Annotated in this window: 19 protein-coding genes; 11 read left to right on the top strand and 8 right to left on the bottom strand. The window is 73.4% G+C overall.

The annotated features are described in order from the left end of the window. Nucleotides 1-21: 21 nt before the first annotated feature. The 4 genes from glnII to J5Y04_RS10950 form a co-directional block, all read right to left on the bottom strand. Nucleotides 22-1,044, bottom strand: a complete 1,023-nt coding sequence (gene glnII / locus J5Y04_RS10965; RefSeq protein ID WP_209411756.1) for a glutamine synthetase — start codon at nt 1,042-1,044, stop codon at nt 22-24. A gap of 168 nt (nt 1,045-1,212) precedes the next feature. Continuing rightward, on the bottom strand, nt 1,213-2,205 hold the full coding sequence (locus J5Y04_RS10960) for an SCO1860 family LAETG-anchored protein (RefSeq protein ID WP_209411755.1): 993 nt from the start codon (nt 2,203-2,205) through the stop codon (nt 1,213-1,215). 202 nt (nt 2,206-2,407) lie between these two features. Next, a complete protein-coding gene (locus tag J5Y04_RS10955) occupies nt 2,408-3,085 on the bottom strand; it encodes a uracil-DNA glycosylase (RefSeq protein WP_209411754.1) in 678 nt (225 codons plus the stop codon). Nucleotides 3,086-3,246: 161 nt separating this feature from the next. Next, nucleotides 3,247-4,338: an amidohydrolase family protein gene (locus J5Y04_RS10950; RefSeq protein WP_209411753.1), complete on the bottom strand. Its 1,092-nt coding sequence runs from the start codon at nt 4,336-4,338 to the stop codon at nt 3,247-3,249. A gap of 99 nt (nt 4,339-4,437) precedes the next feature. Between J5Y04_RS10950 and J5Y04_RS10945 the strand changes: the two genes are divergently transcribed. After that, nucleotides 4,438-5,529, top strand: a complete 1,092-nt coding sequence (locus tag J5Y04_RS10945) for an aminotransferase class V-fold PLP-dependent enzyme (RefSeq protein WP_209411752.1) — start codon at nt 4,438-4,440, stop codon at nt 5,527-5,529. Between the two features lie 52 nt (nt 5,530-5,581). Here the strand turns inward: J5Y04_RS10945 and J5Y04_RS10940 are convergent, their stop codons facing one another. After that, nucleotides 5,582-7,156, bottom strand: coding sequence for an APC family permease (locus tag J5Y04_RS10940; RefSeq protein WP_245204590.1), 1,575 nt, complete (start codon nt 7,154-7,156; stop codon nt 5,582-5,584). A 415-nt stretch (nt 7,157-7,571) separates the two neighbouring features. Between J5Y04_RS10940 and J5Y04_RS10935 the strand changes: the two genes are divergently transcribed. Further along, nucleotides 7,572-9,161: a phosphonate degradation HD-domain oxygenase gene (locus J5Y04_RS10935; protein ID WP_209411750.1), complete on the top strand. Its 1,590-nt coding sequence runs from the start codon at nt 7,572-7,574 to the stop codon at nt 9,159-9,161. Nucleotides 9,162-9,231: 70 nt separating this feature from the next. Here J5Y04_RS10935 and J5Y04_RS10930 read toward each other — a convergent pair whose 3' ends face one another. After that, on the bottom strand, nt 9,232-10,038 hold the full coding sequence (locus tag J5Y04_RS10930) for a GntR family transcriptional regulator (RefSeq protein ID WP_307853064.1): 807 nt from the start codon (nt 10,036-10,038) through the stop codon (nt 9,232-9,234). 331 nt (nt 10,039-10,369) lie between these two features. Here J5Y04_RS10930 and J5Y04_RS10925 point away from each other — a divergent pair, with 331 nt between their 5' ends. The 6 genes from J5Y04_RS10925 to J5Y04_RS10900 are packed head-to-tail and all read left to right on the top strand — an operon-like array spanning nt 10,370 to nt 15,519. Then, nucleotides 10,370-11,542, top strand: a complete 1,173-nt coding sequence (locus J5Y04_RS10925; protein ID WP_209411749.1) for an ABC transporter substrate-binding protein — start codon at nt 10,370-10,372, stop codon at nt 11,540-11,542. A 38-nt stretch (nt 11,543-11,580) separates the two neighbouring features. After that, on the top strand, nt 11,581-12,543 hold the full coding sequence (locus J5Y04_RS10920) for an ABC transporter permease subunit (RefSeq protein ID WP_209411748.1): 963 nt from the start codon (nt 11,581-11,583) through the stop codon (nt 12,541-12,543). Next, the gene (locus J5Y04_RS10915; RefSeq protein WP_209411747.1) at nt 12,531-13,373 is read left to right on the top strand and encodes an ABC transporter permease; all 843 of its coding nucleotides are present in this window, start codon (nt 12,531-12,533) and stop codon (nt 13,371-13,373) included. Before J5Y04_RS10920 ends, J5Y04_RS10915 begins: the two co-directional genes overlap by 13 nt. 24 nt (nt 13,374-13,397) lie before the next feature. Further along, nucleotides 13,398-14,477 carry an ABC transporter ATP-binding protein gene (locus J5Y04_RS10910; protein WP_209411746.1) on the top strand — a complete coding sequence of 360 codons (1,080 nt, stop codon included), beginning with the start codon at nt 13,398-13,400 and terminating at the stop codon, nt 14,475-14,477. A 40-nt stretch (nt 14,478-14,517) separates the two neighbouring features. Further along, nucleotides 14,518-15,192 (top strand): HAD family phosphatase, encoded by a 675-nt coding sequence (locus J5Y04_RS10905; protein WP_209411745.1) that lies wholly within the window; start codon nt 14,518-14,520, stop codon nt 15,190-15,192. Nucleotides 15,193-15,198: 6 nt separating this feature from the next. Then, entirely contained in the window at nt 15,199-15,519 is a 321-nt protein-coding gene (locus J5Y04_RS10900; RefSeq protein ID WP_209411744.1) for a multidrug efflux SMR transporter, read from the top strand. Between the two features lie 46 nt (nt 15,520-15,565). Here the strand turns inward: J5Y04_RS10900 and J5Y04_RS10895 are convergent, their stop codons facing one another. Then, a complete protein-coding gene (locus J5Y04_RS10895) occupies nt 15,566-16,417 on the bottom strand; it encodes a MerR family transcriptional regulator (RefSeq protein WP_307853049.1) in 852 nt (283 codons plus the stop codon). Between the two features lie 126 nt (nt 16,418-16,543). Further along, nucleotides 16,544-17,323 carry an SDR family oxidoreductase gene (locus J5Y04_RS10890; RefSeq protein ID WP_209411743.1) on the bottom strand — a complete coding sequence of 260 codons (780 nt, stop codon included), beginning with the start codon at nt 17,321-17,323 and terminating at the stop codon, nt 16,544-16,546. 256 nt (nt 17,324-17,579) lie between these two features. On the opposite strand from J5Y04_RS10890, the gene J5Y04_RS10885 reads away from it, so the two are divergent. From J5Y04_RS10885 to J5Y04_RS10875, 3 genes are all read left to right on the top strand, one after another. Then, nucleotides 17,580-18,488: a LysR family transcriptional regulator gene (locus tag J5Y04_RS10885; protein ID WP_209411742.1), complete on the top strand. Its 909-nt coding sequence runs from the start codon at nt 17,580-17,582 to the stop codon at nt 18,486-18,488. 222 nt (nt 18,489-18,710) lie between these two features. Next, nucleotides 18,711-19,217, top strand: coding sequence for a SigE family RNA polymerase sigma factor (locus tag J5Y04_RS10880; RefSeq protein ID WP_209411741.1), 507 nt, complete (start codon nt 18,711-18,713; stop codon nt 19,215-19,217). A 45-nt stretch (nt 19,218-19,262) separates the two neighbouring features. Then, on the top strand, nt 19,263-20,069 hold the full coding sequence (locus tag J5Y04_RS10875; RefSeq protein ID WP_209411740.1) for a hypothetical protein: 807 nt from the start codon (nt 19,263-19,265) through the stop codon (nt 20,067-20,069). Nucleotides 20,070-20,144 lie beyond the last annotated feature (75 nt).

Genomic DNA, 20,144 nt, shown 5'->3' with positions numbered 1-20,144 from the left:
GCGTACGGCGGTGGGGCCGGATCAGACCTGGCCGGCCTTCTCCAGCGCCTCGCAGCAGGTGTTGACCAGCAGGCGGGTGACCACGTACGGGTCGACGTTGGCGTTCGGGCGACGGTCCTCGATGTAGCCCTTCTGCTCCACCTCGACCTGCCACGGGATGCGGACCGAGGCACCGCGGTTGGAGACGCCGTAGCTGTAGACGTTCCACGGGGCGGTCTCGTGCTTGCCGGTCAGGCGGGACTGGATGTCGTCACCGTACTGGTTGACGTGCTCCAGCACCTTCTCCTGGGAGGCGCCGAGCGACTCGCAGGCGGTGATGATGGCGTCGTAGCCCTCGCGCATCGCCCGGGTGGAGAAGTTGGTGTGGGCGCCCGCACCGTTCCAGTCGCCCCTGGCCGGCTTGGCGTCCAGGGTGGCGTCGATGCCGAACTCCTCGGCGGTGCGGTACAGCAGGTAGCGGGCGATCCACAGGTCGTCCGAGACGGTCAGGGCGTCGACCGGGCCGATCTGGAACTCCCACTGGCCGGGCATGACCTCGGCGTTGATGCCGCAGATGGCCAGGCCGGCGTCGATGCAGCGGTCGAGGTGCAGCTCGACGATCTCGCGGCCGAAGACCTCCTCGGCGCCGATGCCGCAGTAGTAGCCGCCCTGCGGGGCCGGGAAGCCACCCTCCGGGAAGCCGAGCGGACGGGAGCCCTTGAAGAAGGTGTACTCCTGCTCGATGCCGAAGATCGCCTCCTGGTCGGCGTAACGCTCGGCGACCTCGCGCAGCAGGGCGCGGGTGTTCGACTCGTGCGCGGTGCCGTTGGTCTCCAGGACCTCGCACAGGACGAGGATGTTGTCGCCACCGCGGATCGGGTCCTTGACGACCTTCACCGGCTCCAGCACGCGGTCCGACGCGTGGCCCTCGGCCTGGTTGGTCGACGAGCCGTCGAAGCCCCAGGTGGGGATCTTGTCCGCGTTGGCCAGGACCCGAGTCTTCGAGCGGAGCTTGGCGGTCGGCTTGGTGCCGTCGATCCAGATGTACTCGGCCTTGATTGCCACGGCGGTGAACCTCACAAACTGGGTGGTGGGTGCCCGCGTAGCGTCGCAAGCCGCCGTTTCCCGGTTGTTCCTCTTATGTAACACCCAGGTGAACCAACCGTCCGCGTTGGCACGGTCACGCTGCGGGAGTGCCGCGGGTGGCACTCCCGCTCGCCGAGGGGGCGCAGCTCAGTGCCGGCGGGCGTGCGCGGCCCGGCGACGAGTGGCCCAGAGGGCACCGCCGCCGGCCGCGACCAGGGCGGCGGCGCCCGCGGCCAGCGGGCCGGTGCTGTCGCTTCCGCCGGTGGCGGCGAGGTTGCCGCCCGCCGCGGGGGCGCTCGCGGAGACGGTGGCGGTGGCCGCGCGCGGGGCGGCGGCGGCCGTGGTCGCGTCGGCGACGGGCTGGACGGCCGGGGTGCCCGTCGGCAGGGGGGTGGCAGGGGCAGAGGAGGGGGTCACGGTCGGTGCCCCCGGCTTCTCGCAGCTCACCGAGGCGACGGTGATCCTCCCGGTGACCTTGGCGACGTTGAGGTTGAGCGGGTTCACCTCGATCTGCACCTCCAGGGCCGAGGCGGCGGCCGTGGTCGAGGTGGTGGTCCGCTTCGAGAACTCCACCGAGACGCTGCCGACCAGCGGGACGTCCACCTTGGTCGGCCCGTACAGGCTCAGGGTGACCGGCTTGCCGAGGACGGTCAGCCTGGCGGGCGCGACCACGTCGGCGGTCGGCTGCCCGTCGACCGGACAGGTGGCCTCGGAGCTGAGCGCCTCCAGGCCCAGCAGGGTGGTGGCCGGGAGGCCGGGGGCGTGCACGTCCGCGTTGACCAGCCGGACGGAGGCGGAGGTGCCCTTGGCGTCGGACTTCGTCACCGACGTGCCGACGTCCGCCTTGACCAGGGTGACCGGGCCCTGCTGCTCCACCCCGTCGACCTTGGCCGTGAGGACGGAACTGTCGCGCTGGGCGGGGGTCTCGACCTTGTTGAGCGCGATGTTCACCGGGACGTCGACCGTCTTGTTCAACAGGCTGACGTCCAGGTCGAGTTCGGCGGTGACGGCGCGCGCCCTGCCGGACGGCGCGGCGGGTTGCGGCGTCGGCCCGGTGGCGTGTGCGGCGGGCACGGCTATCAGGGCCGACACTGCGGCGGTGGCGGCCGCGACGGCGGCGACGGGACGGAACGAGGACATGGCGGTACCCCCACGGGTGGTGGTCTCGGTTGAGCGGGCCTCCGGCCTCACCCGCGGCGCGGGGCGAGGGGCCGCTGCTCTGAACGACGAGCCGCCAGTCTTCTCGAACAATCCGTCACATGAGTCACACAGAACGTCATTTCACCCGTTCGAGTGAGGTTGACGCCCGGCACTGACGCCCGGCACTTGACGGACGGAACGGCTACGGCAGCCGCCAGTCCACCGGCTGCGCCCCCTGCTGCACCAGCAGCTCGTTGGCCCGGCTGAACGGCCGCGAGCCGAAGAAGCCGCCGTTCGCCGAGTACGGGCTCGGGTGCGCCGACTCGATGGCCGGCACCTCCCCCAGCAGCGGGCGCAGGTTGCGGGCGTCGCGCCCCCAGAGGATCGCCACCAGCGGGCCGCCGCGCGCCACCAGCGCCCGGATCGCCTGCTCGGTGACCTCCTCCCAGCCCTTGCCCCGGTGGGCCGCGGGCTTGCGCGGCGCGGTGGTCAGCGCACGGTTGAGCAGCAGCACGCCCTGCCGCGTCCACGGGGTGAGGTCCCCGTTGGACGGCTGCGGCAGGCCGAGGTCGCTCCCGTACTCCTGGAAGATGTTGATCAGGCTGGCCGGGACCGGCCGCACCTCCGGCCCGACCGAGAAGCTGAGCCCCACGGCGTGGCCGGGGGTCGGATAGGGGTCCTGCCCGACGATCAGCACCCGCACGTCGGCGAGGGGCTGCTGGAAGGCGCGCAGCACGTTCGGCCCGGAGGGCAGGTAGGTGCGGCCGGCGGCCAGCTCGGCGCGGAGGAAGTCGCCCATGGCGGCGACCCGCCCGGCGACCGGCTCCAGCGCGGCGGCCCAGCCGGGCTCGACGATCTCGTTCAGTGGACGCGGTGCCATGGCCGCCACCCTATCGGCCTACGCCGACAGCGCGTTCACCCGGATGATCTTCGAACGCCCGACGGGAACGGTCCCCCGGCCGCGCCGGGCGATCACCCCCGCCCGCGGCCCGGCGATCACCCCGGCAGGGCCGGGCCGCCGCCCCGCCCCGGAGCGGACGGTCACCCCACCGGGCGGCCGCGCAGCACCACCAGCCGGGGATCGGCCAGCACCCGGACGTCGGCCCGCGGGTCCTCGTCGTAGACCACGAAATCGGCCGGCGCGCCCTCCTCCAGGCCCGGTCGGCCCAGCCAGCGGCGCGCGCCCCAGCTGGCCGCGGACAGCGCCTCGGCCGGGGTCAGCCCGGCCTTCACCAGCTCGGCCACCTCGTCCGCGACCAGGCCGTGCGCCAGCGAGCCGCCCGCGTCCGTGCCGACGAAGACCGGGATGCCCGCGTCGTGCGCGGCGCCCACGGTGGCGTAGCGGCGCTCGTGCAGCCGGCGCATGTGCGCGGCCCAGGCCGGGAACCTGGCCTCGCCGCCGCTCGCAAGGCCCGGGAAGGTGGCGATGTTGACCAGGGTCGGGACGATCGCGACCCCGCGCTCGGCGACGGCCGGGATCAGCTCCTCGGTCAGCCCGGTGGCGTGCTCGACGCAGTCGATGCCGGCCGCCAGCAGGTCGGGCAGCGACTCGGCGGCGAAGCAGTGCGCCGTCACCCGCGCGCCCTCCTCGTGCGCCGCCGCGATCGCCTCGGCCAGTGCGTCCCCGGGCCAGCAGGCGGCGAGGTCGCCGCGCTCGCGGTCGATCCAGTCGCCGACCAGCTTCACCCAGCCGTCGCCGCGCCGGGCCTCGGCCCGGACGTAGGCGGCGAGGTCGCCGGGCTCGATCTCGTGGGCGTAGTTGCGGATGTAGCGGCGGGTACGGGCGATGTGGCGGCCGGCCCGGATGATCCGGGGCAGGTCCTCGCGGTCGTCGATCCACCGGGTGTCGGCGGCCGAGCCCGCGTCGCGGATCAGCAGGGTGCCGGCGTCGCGGTCGGTGACCGCCTGCTTCTCGCTGGTGGCGGCGTCGACCGCGCCGTGCGCGTCCAGGCCGACGTGGCAGTGCGCGTCCACCAGACCGGGCAGCACCCAGCCGGTCACCGTCCGGACGTCGGCGGCGCCCGGCGGGCGCTCGAACGCCACCCGGCCGCCCACCACCCAGAGTTCGTCACGGACGTCCTCCGGGCCCACCAGCACCCGACCCCTGACGTGCAGCACCGCGCCATCGCTCATGTCCCGCACTCTACCGACGCCGACGCCACGTGTAAGCAGTGAGAATGCGGCACACTCGTTCCCGCACCGACCACCCGCCCGGCGAAAGGCCCGTCACCCGTGAGTCCCTTCCTCGACCTGCCCCCGCTCACCGCCGCCGACTTCGCGGCGATCGAGGACCAGGTGGCCGCGCTGCTGCACACCACCGCGGACGTGATCGTCACCCAGGGAGAGGCGCTGCTGCCGCTGGAGGCCGCGATCCGGGGCGCCGCGCACCCGGGCTCCACCGCGCTGAACATCGTCACCGGCCCGTACGGACAGACCTTCGGCAACTGGCTGCGCGACTGCGGGGCGACCGTCGTCGACCTCGCCGTCCCGTTCGACAGCGCGGTCACCGCCGAGCAGGTCGCGCAGGCCCTGCGGGAGAACCCGGCGGTCGACTTCGTCTCCCTCGTCCACGCCGAGGCCGCCACCGGCAACACCAACCCGGTCGCCGGGATCGCCGCCGTGGTCCGGGAGCACGGCGCGCTGCTGATGCTGGACGCGGTCGCCTCGGTGGCCGCCGAACCGCTGCTCACCGACGCGTGGGGCGTCGACCTCTGCGTGATCGGCGGCCAGAAGGCGATGGGCGGCCCGGCCGGGGTCTCCGCCGTCTCGGTCTCCGACCGCGCCTGGGAGCGGATCGCCGCCAACCCGGCCGCGCCGCGCCGCTCCTACCTCTCCCTGCTGGACTGGAAGGAGCGCTGGACGGACGCGGGGCGCACCGTGCTCCCGCACGCCCCGGCCCAGTTGGAGATGCTCGCCCTCGGCGCGTGCCTGGACCGGATCGACGCCGACGGCCTGCCCGTCGTCATCGCCCGTCACCGCGCCGCCTCCGCCGCCACCCGCGCCGGCGTCCGGGCCCTCGCCGCGCTGACCCCGTTCGTGCCCGAGGACGCCCACGCCGCCCCGGTCGCCACCACCCTGCGAACCCCGGACGGCCTGCCCGCCGCGGCCCTCGCCGCCGAGCTGCTCCGTCTCGACCCCACCCTGCCGGTCCAGCCGGGCGGCGGCGCCCTCGCCACCACGATGCTCCGGCTCAACCACTACGGCCCGGCGGCCTCCCCCGCCACCGTCCGGGGCTTCCTCACCGCCCTGGCCACGGTCACCGGGACGGACGCCGGGCCGGCCCTGGCCGCCGCCGAGGCCGCCTGGGCGGACGTCCGGGCCTGAGAACGCCGGAGCGGCCCCCGCTTCCGCACGGGGGCCGCTCCGCCGGGGCCGCTCAGTGGCCGCCCGCGTCCACCACCTCGACGCCGCGGATGTTCCGCTCGATCTCCTCCACCGGCAGCGCGACCGCCAGGGCCCAGTAGTAGATCACCAGGGAGAACAGCACCACGACGAGGATGTCCCACCAGAGCGGCAGATTGCCCTGGGAGCCCTCGCCGAAGGTGCCCTGCCAGGAGGTCAGTCCCATGCCGACCAGGTAGACCGGCAGCCACTGCCCGGCCTTGAAGTCCATCCGGGGCGCGTTCGGCACGCCCTTCGACACCGAGTAGGCGGAGTACCCGCCGAGCAGCACGTAACCGATCAGGATCGCCAGGCCCAGCCGCCAGAGGGTGTCCCAGCCGGCCCAGTAGATGACCAGGCTCGCCACCACGAAGGCGATCGGCGAGATGATCGTGCCGCCGGGCAGGTGGTACGACCGCTCCAGTCCCGGCAGCCGCTTGCGCAGCACGCCGAAGGCCAGCGGCGCGCCCGCGTACATCAGCACGACGGCCGAGGTGATGAAGCCGACCAGCCGCTGCCAGCTCGGGAACGGCAGGAAGCAGAGCACGCCCGCGACCCAGGCGATGATCAGGCCGAGCCACGGCACCGAGCGCTTGTCGGTGAACTGCAGGGTCTGCGGCGCGTAGCCGTTGCGGCTCAGGCCGTAGGTGACCCGCGAGCTGGAGGTGATGTAGACCAGCCCGGTTCCGGCGGGCGAGATGATCGCGTCGATGCGCAGGACGGTGGCCAGCCAGCCCAGGCCGATCAGCGTGGAGAGGCCCGCGAACGGCCCGCTGATCCCGGGGAAGTCGAGGTTGGTCCAGCCGCCGGCGAAGGTCTCCGGCGGCAGGGCGCCGATGAACACCACCTGGAGCAGGACGTAGATGAGCGTGCCGATCACGACCGACCCGAGGACGGCCCGGGGGATGTCCCGGCGGGGGTTGCGGCTCTCGCCCGCCCACTGGATGGCCTGCTCGAAGCCGAGCAGCGCGAAGATCACCCCGCTGGTGCTGATCGCCACCAGCACGCCCTTGGCCCCGTCCGGCGCGAAGCCGTGGGCGGTGAAGTTGGAGCCGTGGAACTCCGTGAACCCGAGCACGAAGATGGTCAGGACCGGGACGAGGACCTTCCACACGGTGGCCACGCTGTTGGTGTGCGCGAGCAGCCGCACGCCGAGGAAGTTGATCGCGACGAAGACGCCCAGCAGGGCGGCCGCGACGAAGAACCCCTCGGTGGTCAGCGTCTGGTTGGGGTTCAGCAGGCCGTCCGCCCAGGACCAGTGCTGGGCGTAGTTGATCATCGCCTGCACCTCGATCGGCGCGATGGTCGCCGCCTGCAGCCAGGTGAACCAGCCGAACGACATCCCCGCGAAACCGCCGAACGCGTAGTGCGGGTACCGCGCGGTGCCGCCCGCCACCGGGAACAGCCCGCCCAGCTCGGCGTGCACCAGCGCCAGCAGGATGATCGCCACCGCACCGATGCCCCACGAGATCAGCGCCGCCGGCCCCGCCGCCACCGCCGCCTTCTCCGCCCCGAACAACCACCCGGACCCGATGATCGCCCCGACCGAGGCCCAGAGCAGCCCGATCATCCCGACTTCCCGTTTCAGCCCGGTATGCCCCGAGGCTGCAGGTGTATCGGTGGTGGGGTGAGCCATGACCGGCCGCCTCTCGCGTCGGGGAAATCCGCTCCGACAGTGCCGCAGCACCCGCCCCTCCCCCTCGCCGAAACGCGCGGCGATCCGCCCCGTCACCCGAACGGCCCGCCACCCGCCCCGGGAGCCGGGCGGAGGAATGGGCCGTCGGTGGCGGCCGGCACCGGGCCCGCGGGACGGCGCGGCCGGGCGGGACGTCCTGCCGCCGGAGCCCGGGCGACCTCCCGGCACAGTTCCCCCGGCGTTCACCTGCGCGGCACGCGGACATCACCGGGGGGCGGCAGGCTCCCGGCGAAGGGGGTGAAGTTGGCTATACAACTCCCCTGCCGCTTCGTCGAGGAGGAGAACCGTCATGACCGAGCTGCCGCCGTACTGGCTGCGCGACAACTGCCCGTGTGCCGAGTGCCGGGATCCGCGCAACGGGCAGAAACTGTTCCAGATCACCGACCTGCCGGACGATCTCGCCGTCGCCGCACAGGCCGAGCTGAACGGGCACCTGGAGGTGCTCTGGTCGGACGGGCACCGGTCACGCTACCCGCTGGAGTGGCTGGAGCGGCCCGCCGACGGGGACGGGCGGACGGAGGCGGAGAAGCGGCTCTGGGCGGCGGCGGACTTCGCCCGCGGCATCCCCGAGGCGGAGTGGGCGGCGTACCTGGCCGACCCGGCCGAGCAGGCGGCCGTCCTCGGCGCCGTCCGGCGCAGCGGCTTCGCCGTCCTGCGCGGGGTGCCGGCGGTCGAGCGGCAGGTGCTGGAGGTGGCCGGGACCTTCGGGTACGTGCGGGTCACCAACTACGGCGAGCTGTTCGACGTCCGGGTCGAGCCGGACCCGAACAACCTGGCCTTCACCAGCGTCGCGATCACCCCGCACACGGACAACCCCTACCGGGACCCGGTGCCGACGCTCCAGCTGCTGCACTGCCTGGAGAACTCGGCGACCGGCGGCGACTCCGGCCTGGTGGACGGCTTCAAGGCCGCGGCGCTCCTCCGGGAGGAGGCGCCGGAGGACTTCGCCGTCCTCACCCGCACGCCCGTCCCCTTCGCCTTCCGCGACCGCTCCGCCGAACTGCGCGCCGACCGTCCGCTGATCGGGGTGGACGCACTGGGCCGGATCCGGGAGGTGCGGTTCAACAACCGGTCGATCGGCACGCTGCGGACGGGCGACCCGGAGGCCTTCTACGCCGCCTACCGGCGCTTCGCCGCGATCACGCTCCGTCCCGAGCTGCAGCTGACCTTCCGCCTCGGCCGCGGCGACTGCCTGATCTTCGACAACACCCGCCTCCTGCACGCCCGGACGGCCTTCGAGCAGGACGGCTCGCGCCACCTCCAGGGCTGCTACGCGGACCTCGACTCCCTCCTCTCCACCCTCGCCGTGCTGCACCGCCGTTCCGCCGCGCTGGACGCGATCGCCGATCTGTTCGAGGGGGTGGGCGCCGGCGAGTACCTGGGCGAGGCGGTCACGATGGCCGAGCACATGCTCCAGGCCGGCGCGCTCGCGGAGGCGGCGGGGGCGGCGCCGCACCTGGTCGCGGCCGCACTGCTGCACGACGTCGGGCACTTCCTCGACGAGCACGGCCACGACTCGTCGCACGGACGGGATCTGATGGAGGGTCAGGACAACCGGCACAGCGACACCGGCGCACGGTGGCTGGCCCAGTGGTTCGGCCCGGACGTCACCGAGCCGGTCCGCCTGCACGTGGCCGCCAAGCGCTACCTGTGCGCGGTCGAGCCCGGGTACCGCGAACGGCTCTCCGAGGCCTCCGAGTTCACGCTCCGGGTGCAGGGCGGCCCGATGGGTGCGGAGCAGGCCGCCGCCTTCGCCGCCGCCCCGGGCGCCGGGGACGCGGTCGCCGTCCGCCGCTGGGACGAGCAGGCCAAGGAGGCGGGCGCGAGCACGCCGGACTTCGAGCACTTCCGGCCGCTGCTGGCGTCGCTCATGCGCTGAGCGGGAGCGGGCGGCCCGGCCGGGCCGGGCCGCCCGCGGGCCGTGCCCCCGGGTCGGTCCTGATCCCGGGTCAGTCCTGCTCCCGGGCGTGCCGCGAAAGCGCCGACGTGGCCAGCGAGTTGTGGACGCTGAAGGCCACCGTTCCCGGCAGGTAGCGGTCCTGGGACCACTCCACCGGCGTGCCGGTCGGGTCGGTGGTCCGCCGCCGTTCGCGCAGCAGCGGGCCGCCGCGGCGGCAGCCGAGCAGCCGGGCGTCCTCCGCGTTGGCCGCGACGACGTCGATGGTGTGGTCGGCGTCGGTGAACAGGATGCCGTGCTCGCGCAGGACCTCGGTGTGCGACACCACGTCGGCCGGCAGCTGGGCGACGATCTCGCCCACCCGCGGCGGGTAGATCGTCCGCTCGACCATCACCGGCGTGCCGGAGAGGGTGCGCAGCCGGACCGTCACGTACACCTCGGAGCCCGGCTCCAGCCGCAGCTGCTCGCGCTCGGCGGCGTCGGCCGGGCGGCGGACCAGCGAGTCCAGGATGCCTCCGGGCTCCTCCCCCATGGAGTACGCCCAGTGCGTGAAGCTGAGCAGTTCGGAGAAGCTCTGCACCCGGGCGGTGCCGAGCACCACGCGCCGGGTGCCGCGCCGGGAGGTGACCAGCCCGTCCGAGCGGAGCACGGCCAGCGCCTGGCGGACGGTGCCGCGCGAGACGCCGTACTGCTCGGCCAGCGCGCCCTCGGCGGGCAGCCGGCCGGCCTCGCCGTAGGCGCCGGTGGTGATCGCCTCGCGCAGGTCGGCGGCCACCTTGCGGTAGAGCGCACCGGCCGCGCGGTCCTCGGTGGCCGGGCGGGCCCGGGGGGCCTGGGGGCGTTCGGGCTCCAGTGCCACGTCAGTCAAAGTCCCTCCTGGGGCGGTGTCCTGCGCAGCCGTACCGGCGCGGACAGCCCGACCTTATCCCGCTGCGCCTTCGAAGCATCGCATCCGGTTGATCACTCCCCGGTGGCCTGATTCGACCGTTCCCACAGCCGACTCCGGTTCTGGGCCATCCGTTCACCTTCCCGTCACCGGGCTCCGGCGTACTTACCCCCGTCAGCGAAGTTGGCTAGTCAACTCGGACGGTTTCGAACAGCCGCCGCAGGGACCCGAAGAGCCGCTCGCGCGACCCGATCCCCCGATCTCGACATCTCTCGCAGTACGCCCCCGATCAGGAGACTGACCCGTGACCGTGCACCGTGCCCGCGCCGCCGCCTTCGCGGCCGTACTGACCGCCGCCGCGCTCTCCCTCACCGCCTGCGGCTCCGCCGGTTCGTCCACCGCGAAGTCCGGCGACGCCGCCAAGGCCGGCGCCAAGGACGTCAAGGACGCCACCTCGGCCGCCGACCTCGGCGGCATGGACGCCCTCGTCGCCGCGGCCAAGAAGGAGGGCAAGCTGCACGTCATCACGCTGCCCAAGGACTGGGCCAACTACGGCAAGATCATGGACTCGTTCAAGGCCAAGTACGGCATCGAGATCGAGGACGAGAACCCGGACGGTTCCAGCCAGGACGAGATCAACGCGATCACCTCCCGCAAGGGCCAGGACCGCGCCCCCGACGTGGTCGACCTGGGCAGCGCCTTCGCGCTCCAGGCGGTCAAGGACGGCCTGCTCGCCCCCTACAAGGTCGCCACCTTCGACAAGGTGCCGGACACCATGAAGGACCCGAGCGGCGCCCGCGTCAACGACTACGGCGGCTACATCTCCATCGGCTGCGACGCCAAGAAGATCGCCAACTGCCCCAAGACCTTCGCCGACCTGCTCAAGCCCGAGTACAAGGGCCAGGTCGCGCTGAACGGCAACCCGACCAAGTCCGGTTCCGCGTTCGGCGGCGTCTACGCGGCCGCGCTCGCCAACGGCGGCTCGCTGGACAACATCCAGCCCGGCATCGACTTCTTCGGCAAGCTGAAGCAGTCCGGCAACTTCAACCCGGTCGAGTCCACCCCGGCCACCATCGAGAAGGGCGAGACCCCGATCTCGATCGACTGGTCCTACCTGAACGCCGGCTACACCGACGAGTTCAAGGACAAGGGCGTCGACTGGAAGGTCTCCGTCCCCGCCGACGGCAGCTACGCCCAGTTCTACAACCAGGGCATCAACAAGTACGCCCCGCACCCGGCGGCCGCCCGCCTGTGGCAGGAGTACCTCTTCAGCGCCGAGGGCCAGAACCTCTTCCTCGGCGGCTACGCCACCCCGGCCACCTTCGACGCCCTGAAGAAGGACGGCTCCCTGGACGCCGCGGCCGCCGCCAAGCTGCCCACCGTCGAGAAGCCGTTCACCACCTTCCCGACCCAGGACCAGATCACGGCCGCCAAGAAGGTCGTGACCGAGAACTGGACCAAGGCCATCGCGGGCTGACACCCGGCCGCAGCACACCCGAACGGGCTGATCGACTCATGACCACGGCTCCCACCCCGGTGCCGACCACCCCCGCCGCCACCGACCTCGGTGGCGGCGCGGGGGCGTCCGCCACCGCCACGACCACCACCCCCACCCCCCGCCGGCGCACCCGCCGGCGCCCCGGCGGCGCCTGGCTCGCCACCGTCCCGCTCTTCCTCTTCTTCGTCATCGGCTTCGGCCTGCCCGCCGTCGCCATCGTGATCGGCGCCTTCACCACCTCCAGCGACGCGGAGGGCGGTGCCGGCCGGTTCACCCTCGACAACATCACCGCCTCCGTCCAGGGCGCGTACTGGACGGCGATGGTCAGCAGCCTCAAGCTGTCCGGCCTCACCGCACTGCTCGCCACCCTGATCGGCCTGCCGATCGCCCAGGCCGTGGTGACCTCCCGGAACACCTGGCTGCGCCAGGCCGTGCTGACCGCCTCCGGGGTGCTCGCCAACTTCGGCGGACTGCCGCTCGCCTTCGCGTTCGTCGCCACCCTCGGCAACGCGGGCGAGGTCACCAAGCTGCTCCACCTGACGGACCACGGCTGGTCGCTCTACTCCTTCACCGGCCTGACCATCGTCTACCTGTACTTCCTCATCCCGCTGATGGTGCTCACCATCACCCCGGCTCTGGACGGCCTGCGGGTGCAGTGGCGCGAGGCGGCGCACAACAACCGGGCCACCACCGTCCAGTACTGGCGCCACGTCGCACTGCCGATCCTGCTGCCCTCGCTCCTCGGCGGCTTCGTGCTGCTCTTCGGCAGCGCCTTCGCCGCGTACGCCACCGCCGCCGCCATGGTCGGCGCGACCGTCCCGCTGGTCAGCCGCTCGATCGCGGACGCGCTCTCCGGCAACGTCCTGGTCGGCCAGGGCAACCTCGCCCTCGCCCTCAGCCTCAACATGATCGTCGTGGCCGTCCTGGTGATGGCCGTGTACCTCCCCCTCCAGCGCCGGAGTGCCCGATGGCTCAGCTGACGACCCCCCGAACCTCCCGGCGTCCCGGGGTGCGCTGGTGGCGCGGCGCCGTCCTGCTGCTCGCCGGCGTCTACTTCGTCGTGCCGCTGGCCGCCGCCGGCTACTTCTCGGTCGACGACCCGAAGGGCTTCTCCTTCGAGGCGTACACCGGCCTGCTGAGCGCCGAGGGCTTCCTGGACAGCCTCTGGCTCACCCTCGGGCTCGCCGTCGCCACCGTCCTGGTGCTGCTGCTCCTGCTGGTGCCCGCGCTGATCGCGGTCCGGCTCGGCGCGCCGAGGCTGCGCCCGGTGATCGACGTGCTCTGCACCCTGCCGCTGGTCGTCCCGCCGGTCGCGCTGACCGCCGGCCTGATCGGCGTGCTCCGCTGGGGACCGGACTACCTGATGGACACGCCGTTCTTCCAGACCTTCGTGTTCGTCCAGGACCCCGACTTCCCGCTGGTCCTGGTCATCGCCTACGTGCTGATGTCGCTCCCGCTCGCCTACCGGGCGCTGGACGCGGGACTGCGCGCCGTCGACGTGCGCACCCTGGTCGAGGCCGCGCGCAACTGCGGCGCGAGCTGGCCGCGCGCGGTGTTCACCGTCGTGCTGCCCAACCTGCGCGGCGCGCTGCTGAACGCGTCCTTCCTGACCCTGGCGCTGGTCCTCGGCGAGTTCACCGCCGCCTCGATCCTCGGCTACCAGCCCTTCCCGGTGTGGATCTACTCGGTCGGCAACAGCCAGGCCCACATGTCGGTCGCGGTCTCCATCCTGAGCCTGCTGATCACCTGGCTGCTGCTGCTCCTGCTGGCCACCGTCGGCCGCGAGCGCGGCAAGAAGACCACGTCCTGACCTCCTTCGGAGAAACGAACCCCCATGAGCTCCCTCGCCGTTGAGAAGACCGCCACCCGCTCCGGCGGCGCCACCGTCGAATTCCGCACGCTGCGCCGCTCGTTCGGCGCCACCACCGCGCTGGACGGCCTCGACCTGACCGTCCGCCCCGGCGAACTCCTCGCCCTGCTCGGCCCGTCCGGCTGCGGCAAGACCACCGCGCTGCGCATCCTGGCCGGTTTCGAGCAGCACGACTCCGGCCAGGTGCTGGTGGACGGCCGGGACATCACCGCGATCCCGGCCCACAAGCGCGACGCCGGCATGGTGTTCCAGTCGTACAGCCTCTTCCCGCACCTGACCGCCGCCGACAACGTCGCCTTCGGGATGCGGATGCGCGGCACCGGCAAGGCCGAACGGCGCAGGCGCGCCCAGGAGTTGCTGGAGCTGGTCGGACTTCCGCAGCACGCCGACCGCTACCCGCACCAGATGTCCGGCGGGCAGCAGCAGCGCATCGCGCTCGCCCGCGCGCTCGCCCTGAAGCCGCGCGTCCTGCTGCTCGACGAGCCGCTCTCCGCACTGGACGCCAAGGTGCGCCTCTCGCTGCGCGAGGAGATCCGCCGCCTCCAGCAGGAGCTGGGGATCACCACCCTGTTCGTCACGCACGACCAGGAGGAGGCGCTCTCGATGGCCGACCGCGTCGCGGTGCTGCGCGCCGGCCGGCTGGAGCAGTGCGCCACCCCGTCCGAGCTGTACGCCCGCCCGGCCACCGCCTTCGTCGCCGAGTTCGTCGGCACCATGAGCCGCATCCCGTGCCTGCGCACGGCCGAGGGCGTCGAGGTGCTCGGCCGCCGGCACGCGGTGGACGGGGTCGTCCCGGCGGACGGCTCGCTGGACGTGCTGGTCCGCCCCGAGAACGTCACGCTGACCCCCGCCGCCGACGGCCCCGCGCTGGTGGTCTCGGCCTCGTTCCTGGGCGCCGTCACCCGGCTGACCGTCCGCCTCGACGACGCCACCGTGGTCAAGGCCGACCTGCCGACCGAGGCCGCCGCCGCACTGCCGGCCGGCGCCCGCGCCGCGCTGACCCTCCCGGACCGTCCGGTCCTGGTGGACCGTCGTACGGTCTGATCCGTCCGCATTCTTCTGATGAACCGCCGAAGGTACCGCCATGCCTGATTCCCGCAAGCCCGCCGCCGTCCTGTTCGACATGGACGGCACCCTGGTCGACACCGAGCACCTCTGGTGGCAGGCCGCCGCCGAACTCGCCGACGAGCTGCACCACTCACTGACGGACTCCGACGTCCCCGAGGTGCTCGGCCAGGCCGTCGAGCACACCGCCGCCCACCTGCACAGGGTCAGCGGCACCACGCTGAGCGAGGCCGAACTCGCCGACCGGCTCGGCGACTCCTTCGCCGGCAAGGTCGCCGCCGAGACCGTCCCGCGCCCCGGCGCGCTCGCCCTGCTCGCCGAGCTGCGGGACGCCCGGGTGCCCACCGCGCTGGTCTCCGCGTCGCCGCGCCGGGTGGTCGACCTGGTGCTCTCCACCATCGGCCGCGACTGGTTCGCCGTCACCCTCGCCGCCGAGGACACCCCGCGCACCAAGCCCGCGCCCGACCCCTACCTCGCCGCCGCCGAGCGGCTCGGCCTGGACCCGGCGGCCTGCGTCGCCGTCGAGGACACCCCGACCGGCGTCGCCTCCGCCACCGCGGCGGGCTGCGCGGTGCTCGCCGTGCCGTCGTCCGACGTCACGATCCCCGGCGGCGCCCGGGTGACGCTGCTCGACAGCCTGGTCCACGCCGACCTCGCGCTGCTCGGGAAGCTCGGCGCCGCGCCGGCGGTTTGACCGGCCATGTCCTATCTTCTGCTCGCCCTCGCCATCGTCAGCGAGGTCTGCGCCACCAGCGCCCTCAAGCTCACCGAGGGCTTCACCCGCCTCTGGCCGAGCATCGGCGTCGCCGTGGGCTACGTGCTCTCCTTCGCGCTGCTCGGCAGGGCGCTGAAGCACATCCCGGTGTCGGTCGCCTACGCCGTCTGGTCCGGTGCCGGAACGGCCGCGGTGGCGGGGATAGGCGTGGTCGCCTTCGGCGAGTCGCTGGGTCGGCTCCAGTGGCTGGGCCTGGCCCTGATCATCGTCGGCGTGGTCGTCCTCAACCTGAAGGGCGGCCACTGAGGAGGAGCAGGGAGCCGGCCGGCCCGGCTCCCTGCTCCCGGCGGCCTCAGCCCGCCGCCGGCTCCCCGATCGGCCAGGCGATCTCCAGGCGGTTCTCCGGGTGGCCGGGCGTGCCCGTCCAGTGCCGGAAGATCTCCTGGACCGGTCCGGCGAAGACGAAGCCGTGCTCGGTGACCCAGTTCGCGACGGCGTCGTACGCGGTGTGGATCCGCGGGAACGTCGCCGCCTCGCCCGTCACCTCCGTGAAGGCGTAGGCGGTCTCCGGGATGTCCAGCACGTACATCCCGTCCGGCAGCTCCGCCGGCTGCGCGCCGCCCGTCGTGAACGGCAGGCAGGCCTCGACGAGGCACTCGTTCTCCTCGTCGCAGAGCCCGTGGTAGCGGGCGAAGGCCGGCCCCGCGAAGGTCAGCGGGCCCTGGCCGGCAACGGCGTACATCTCCCGGTAGGCGGGGAGCATGAACCGGTCCAGGCCGGGCCGGTCCAGCGTCGCACTGCGGACCAGCGCCCGTACGGCGGCGCCCTGGCGGATGGTGACTCCGTGGGTCATCTCGGCTCCTTCGGTCAGTCGGCTCAACAGGCTGTGGACGACGGAGCGTTGGACCTCCAGCCGGCGCTCGGCCGCGCCCAGGTGGTCGCGCAGGGCCGGTGCGATGTCCTCGCCGCCCTCGCTGCGCGCGATCAGCCCCCGCACCTGCTCGATCGGGATGCCGAGCTGCCGGAGTGCGCGGATCAGCTGCGCCGTCCGGAGCTGGTCACGCCGGAAGTAGCGGTAGCCGCTGTCCGGGTCGACCAACGCCGGGGCCAGCAGACCGCTGGCGTCGTAGTGCCGAAGCGCGGTCACCGATAGGCCACTGGCCTGCGCGAACTGCCCGATGGGCAGCAGGTTCGTCCTGTCCACGGAGATGACTGTGCCGTCTCGCGTAACCCGAGAGTCAAGCGCCGAGGGGGAGGCTCCCCGAACGCGCGGAGGCCGGGCGGGCGCCCCCGCGCCGGCCCGGCCTCCGCGCCCCTCAGCGCCTGCGGGTCACCGGGGTCCGATCGGCCCGAGGTAGGTGCCGCCGGAGACGTCGATCGTCTGGCCGGTCACCCAGCGGCCCTGCGGGCCCGCCAGGAAGCCCACCACGTCGGCGACGTCCTCCGGCTCGCCGAGCCGGCCGAGCGCGGTGATCGACTCCAGGTCGGCGACCGCCTCCGGGATCGTCGTGAAGACCGCGGTCAGGTCGGTCTTCACCACGCCGGGCGCGACGGTGTTGACCGTGATGCCGCGGCCGCCGAGCTCGTTGGCCAGGGTCGGGCCCATCGACTCCAGCGCCGCCTTGCTGACGGTGTAGCCGATCTGGGTGGTGACCGCGAAACGGCTCGCCACCGAACCCATGTTGATGATCCGCCCACCGTCGTTCAGCAGCGCCAGCGCCCGCTGGACCACGAAGAACGGCGTGCTCACGTTGACCGAGAGCAGCGCCGCGAACTCCTCCTCGGTGATCTGGCCGATCGGGCTGAACGAGGAGATGCCCGCGTTGTTGACCAGGATGTCCAGGCCCTTCGCCCCGTGCTCGGCGAGCCCGGCCGTCAACCCCTCGAAGAGCTGCCGGACCGCGCCCGCCTCGCCGAACCGCGCCCGTACGGCGAACGCCCGCCCACCGGCCTCGGTGATCCGGGCCACCGTCTCCGCGGCCGCCCCGGCGTTCCCGCCGTAGTGCACCGCGACCAGCGCGCCGTCGGCGGCCAGCCGCAGCGCGACCGCCCGCCCGATCCCGCGCGAACCGCCCGTCACCAGTGCCGTCTTGCCGTTCAGTTCAGTCATCGTCGTCCCCCTGTGTTCGTCGCCGGTCCCCCGTCGGGATCACGGCGGTGGCCCGAGCCGTCCGGCCGTGCTCACGGACCGCGCCGGTGGTCCCCACCACCGGCGCACCTCCGCCGGCCCGTCCTGGCCGACGTGTCCGCGACGGCCCGAGGGGCCTGCGCCCGGCGGTCCAAGCCTTCCACCCGGCGCAGGCCGGGATCAATGCGGATTTCGCTACCATCCCGGTTACCGTGCGGTTATCGATCTAGGGGCGGGCGTGGAGCTGCGGGACATCGAGATCTTCCTGGTGTTGGCCGAGGAGCTTCATTTCGGCCGCACCGCCGAGCGGCTGCACGTCTCGAAGTCCCGGGTCAGCCAGGTGATCAAGAAGCAGGAGCGCCGGATCGGCGGCGCCCTGTTCGAGCGCACCAGCCGGTCGGTCACCCTGACTCCGCTCGGCAACCGCCTGCGCGAGGACCTGCGACAGGCGTACGACCTCATCAACGACGGGATCGCACGGGCCTCGGCCGCCACCGGGGGCGTCCACGGCGCCGTGCGGCTGGGCGTCATGGGCGTGCTGGGCCACGAGATGCAGCCGTTCCTCGAAGCATTCACGACGCAGTACCCGCACTGCGAGGTCACGCTGGCGGAGTTCCACTTCAGCGATCCGTTCGCGCTGCTGCGCACCGGGCAGGTCGACGTCCAGCTCATGTGGCTCCCGGTGCGGGAGCCCGATCTGACGGCCGGTCCCTGCCTGCTGACGGAGGGCCGGGTGCTCGCCGTCCCGGCCGCCTCCGGCTGGGCCCGGCGGGAGTCGATGTCGATGGAGGACCTCGGCGACTGCACGACCTTCGAGTTCGGCCCCCACGTTCCCGGCTACTGGGCCGACGCCATGCTGCCGCGGCACACCCCGGAGGGCCGGCCGATCCCGCGCGGGCCGTCCGCGCGGACCTTCCACGAGGTGCTCGCGCTGATCGCCGCCGGCCGGGTGGTCAGCCCGCTGAACGAGCACGTCACCCGGTACTACACCCACCCCGGCGTCGCCTACGTCCCGCTGCACGACGCACCGCCGACCGAGTGGGCGCTCGTCTGGCCCACGGCCCGGGAGAGTCCGCGCCTGCGGGCCTTCACCGAGACCGCCCGCAGCCTCGGTCCGCGCCCGGTCGGCGGCTCCGTCCCGGCGTAGGGCGAGTGGGCCGGCCCCGGGCCGCCGCCGCCCGCCCCCTCGGCCGGTCCCGCCACGACGTCACCGTCACGGCCCCACCGCCGGCCGCTCCGGACTCCCGCCCCGGCCGCCCCGTCCGCCGTCCGGCCCCCTTCCCGCGGTGCTCCGCCCACGAGGTCTGTAACGCGCGCCCCCTCCCGGCGCGTACTTGGGGGTGACATCAGTTCGAGAAGGGACCATCCGGTGGCGGACACACCCGCGGACTTCCTGGAGTTCGCCCATGCCCGCAGCGACCAGCTGTTCCGCACGGCGTGCCTGCTCACCGGCGACCGGCACCTGGCCGAGGACCTCGTCCAGGAGACCCTCGCCAAGATGTACCGGTCCTGGTGGCGCATCGACCGCACCCAGGCGCCGGTCGCGTACGCCCACACGGTGCTGGTGCGGACCTTCACCTCGTACCGGCGGCGGCGCAGCGCCGACGAGCGTCCGGTCGACCGCCTGCCGGAAGGCGCGGCGCCCGGCGGCGGCGACCCGGACCTGCGGCTGACGCTGCTGGACGGGCTCGCGCGGCTCGCGCCCAAGGAGCGGGCGGTGCTGGTGCTGCGGTATTGGGAGGACCGGCCGGTCGAGGAGACCGCGCGGATGCTCCAGATCAGCGCGGGCGCCGTCCGCACCCGCAGCCTGCGGGCCCTGCAGAAGCTCCGGGCCGTCCTCGGCGACGACCTGCTCGCCGACCTCGAACACATCTGATCGGGCCGTCGCCCCGGCATCCCCGACCCTCGAAAGGAGAGCACCGTGAGCCCCGATCAGCAGTCCGACCGTCGTCTGCGCGACGCGATGCAGTACACCTCCGACGCCTTCGGCCCGCACCGCCCCGATCTCGTCCGCCGCGCGGCCGCCCGTGGCCGCCGGCTCCGCCTCGTCCGCCGCGTGCAGATCGGCACGGCGGCCGCCGCCGTCGCGGGTGCCGCCGCGCTGGGGGCCGCGCAGCTCCCGCTCCGGGCCGCGCCCGCCCCGCCGGCGGCCGTCACCACCGCCCCGACGGCCACCCCCACCGCGACGGCCACGCCCACCCCGAGCAGCGCCCCGACCCGCTCCCCGTCCGCCGCCCCGCCGGTGGGCGGCCCGCGCACGGGCCCGGTCTCGGCCCAGCTGGCGGAGTTCCTGCCGCCGGGCAGGACCACCCGGGTCCTCAGCACCGGCTCCTTCGAGGACGGCCGGCTCGCCACGTCGGCCGGCGGGACGAGCGTGGCGGACGGGCAGGTGCTCTACGACGACGGGAAGGGCCGGGCCTCCGTCGCCGTCAAGGTCATGGACACCCCGCAGAGTACGAGCCGCTCCTGCGAGCAGGCCGTGAAGCCGCTCTTCTGCGACGTCCTCCCGGACGGCACGGTGGTGAAGGCCGAGAAGCTCTCGCTCGTGAACGGGCAGGTCGCGTGGGTGGTGACGGCGACCCGGCCGGACCTGCGGAGGGTCGAGGCGGCCGCCTTCAACACCGACCAGCTGCCCGTCACGGCCGCGAACCGCCCCACCCGGGCCGAACCGCCGCTCACCATCGACCAGTTGCAGGGGATCGCGCTCAGCCCGCACTGGAACCGCTGAGCGGGGGACGGCGGGAGCAGAGGACGGCGGGAGCAGGCGACGGCCGGGACGGGGTGGGTCACCGGCCCGGCCCCG

This window comes from Kitasatospora sp. RG8, from assembly GCF_017813315.1.
GTDB lineage: Bacteria > Actinomycetota > Actinomycetes > Streptomycetales > Streptomycetaceae > Kitasatospora.
This window is presented reverse-complemented; position numbering and strand designations above follow the sequence as displayed.

Coding starts and splice junctions, on each gene's coding strand:
- J5Y04_RS10960 (WP_209411755.1), bottom strand. CDS start 2,205: ATGTCCTCGTTCCGTCCCGTCGCCGCCGTCGCGGCCGCCACCGCCGCA.
- J5Y04_RS10955 (WP_209411754.1), bottom strand. CDS start 3,085: ATGGCACCGCGTCCACTGAACGAGATCGTCGAGCCCGGCTGGGCCGCC.
- J5Y04_RS10950 (WP_209411753.1), bottom strand. CDS start 4,338: ATGAGCGATGGCGCGGTGCTGCACGTCAGGGGTCGGGTGCTGGTGGGC.
- J5Y04_RS10940 (WP_245204590.1), bottom strand. CDS start 7,156: ATGATCGGGCTGCTCTGGGCCTCGGTCGGGGCGATCATCGGGTCCGGG.
- J5Y04_RS10935 (WP_209411750.1), top strand. CDS start 7,572: ATGACCGAGCTGCCGCCGTACTGGCTGCGCGACAACTGCCCGTGTGCC.
- J5Y04_RS10920 (WP_209411748.1), top strand. CDS start 11,581: ATGACCACGGCTCCCACCCCGGTGCCGACCACCCCCGCCGCCACCGAC.
- J5Y04_RS10915 (WP_209411747.1), top strand. CDS start 12,531: ATGGCTCAGCTGACGACCCCCCGAACCTCCCGGCGTCCCGGGGTGCGC.
- J5Y04_RS10910 (WP_209411746.1), top strand. CDS start 13,398: ATGAGCTCCCTCGCCGTTGAGAAGACCGCCACCCGCTCCGGCGGCGCC.
- J5Y04_RS10905 (WP_209411745.1), top strand. CDS start 14,518: ATGCCTGATTCCCGCAAGCCCGCCGCCGTCCTGTTCGACATGGACGGC.
- J5Y04_RS10900 (WP_209411744.1), top strand. CDS start 15,199: ATGTCCTATCTTCTGCTCGCCCTCGCCATCGTCAGCGAGGTCTGCGCC.
- J5Y04_RS10890 (WP_209411743.1), bottom strand. CDS start 17,323: ATGACTGAACTGAACGGCAAGACGGCACTGGTGACGGGCGGTTCGCGC.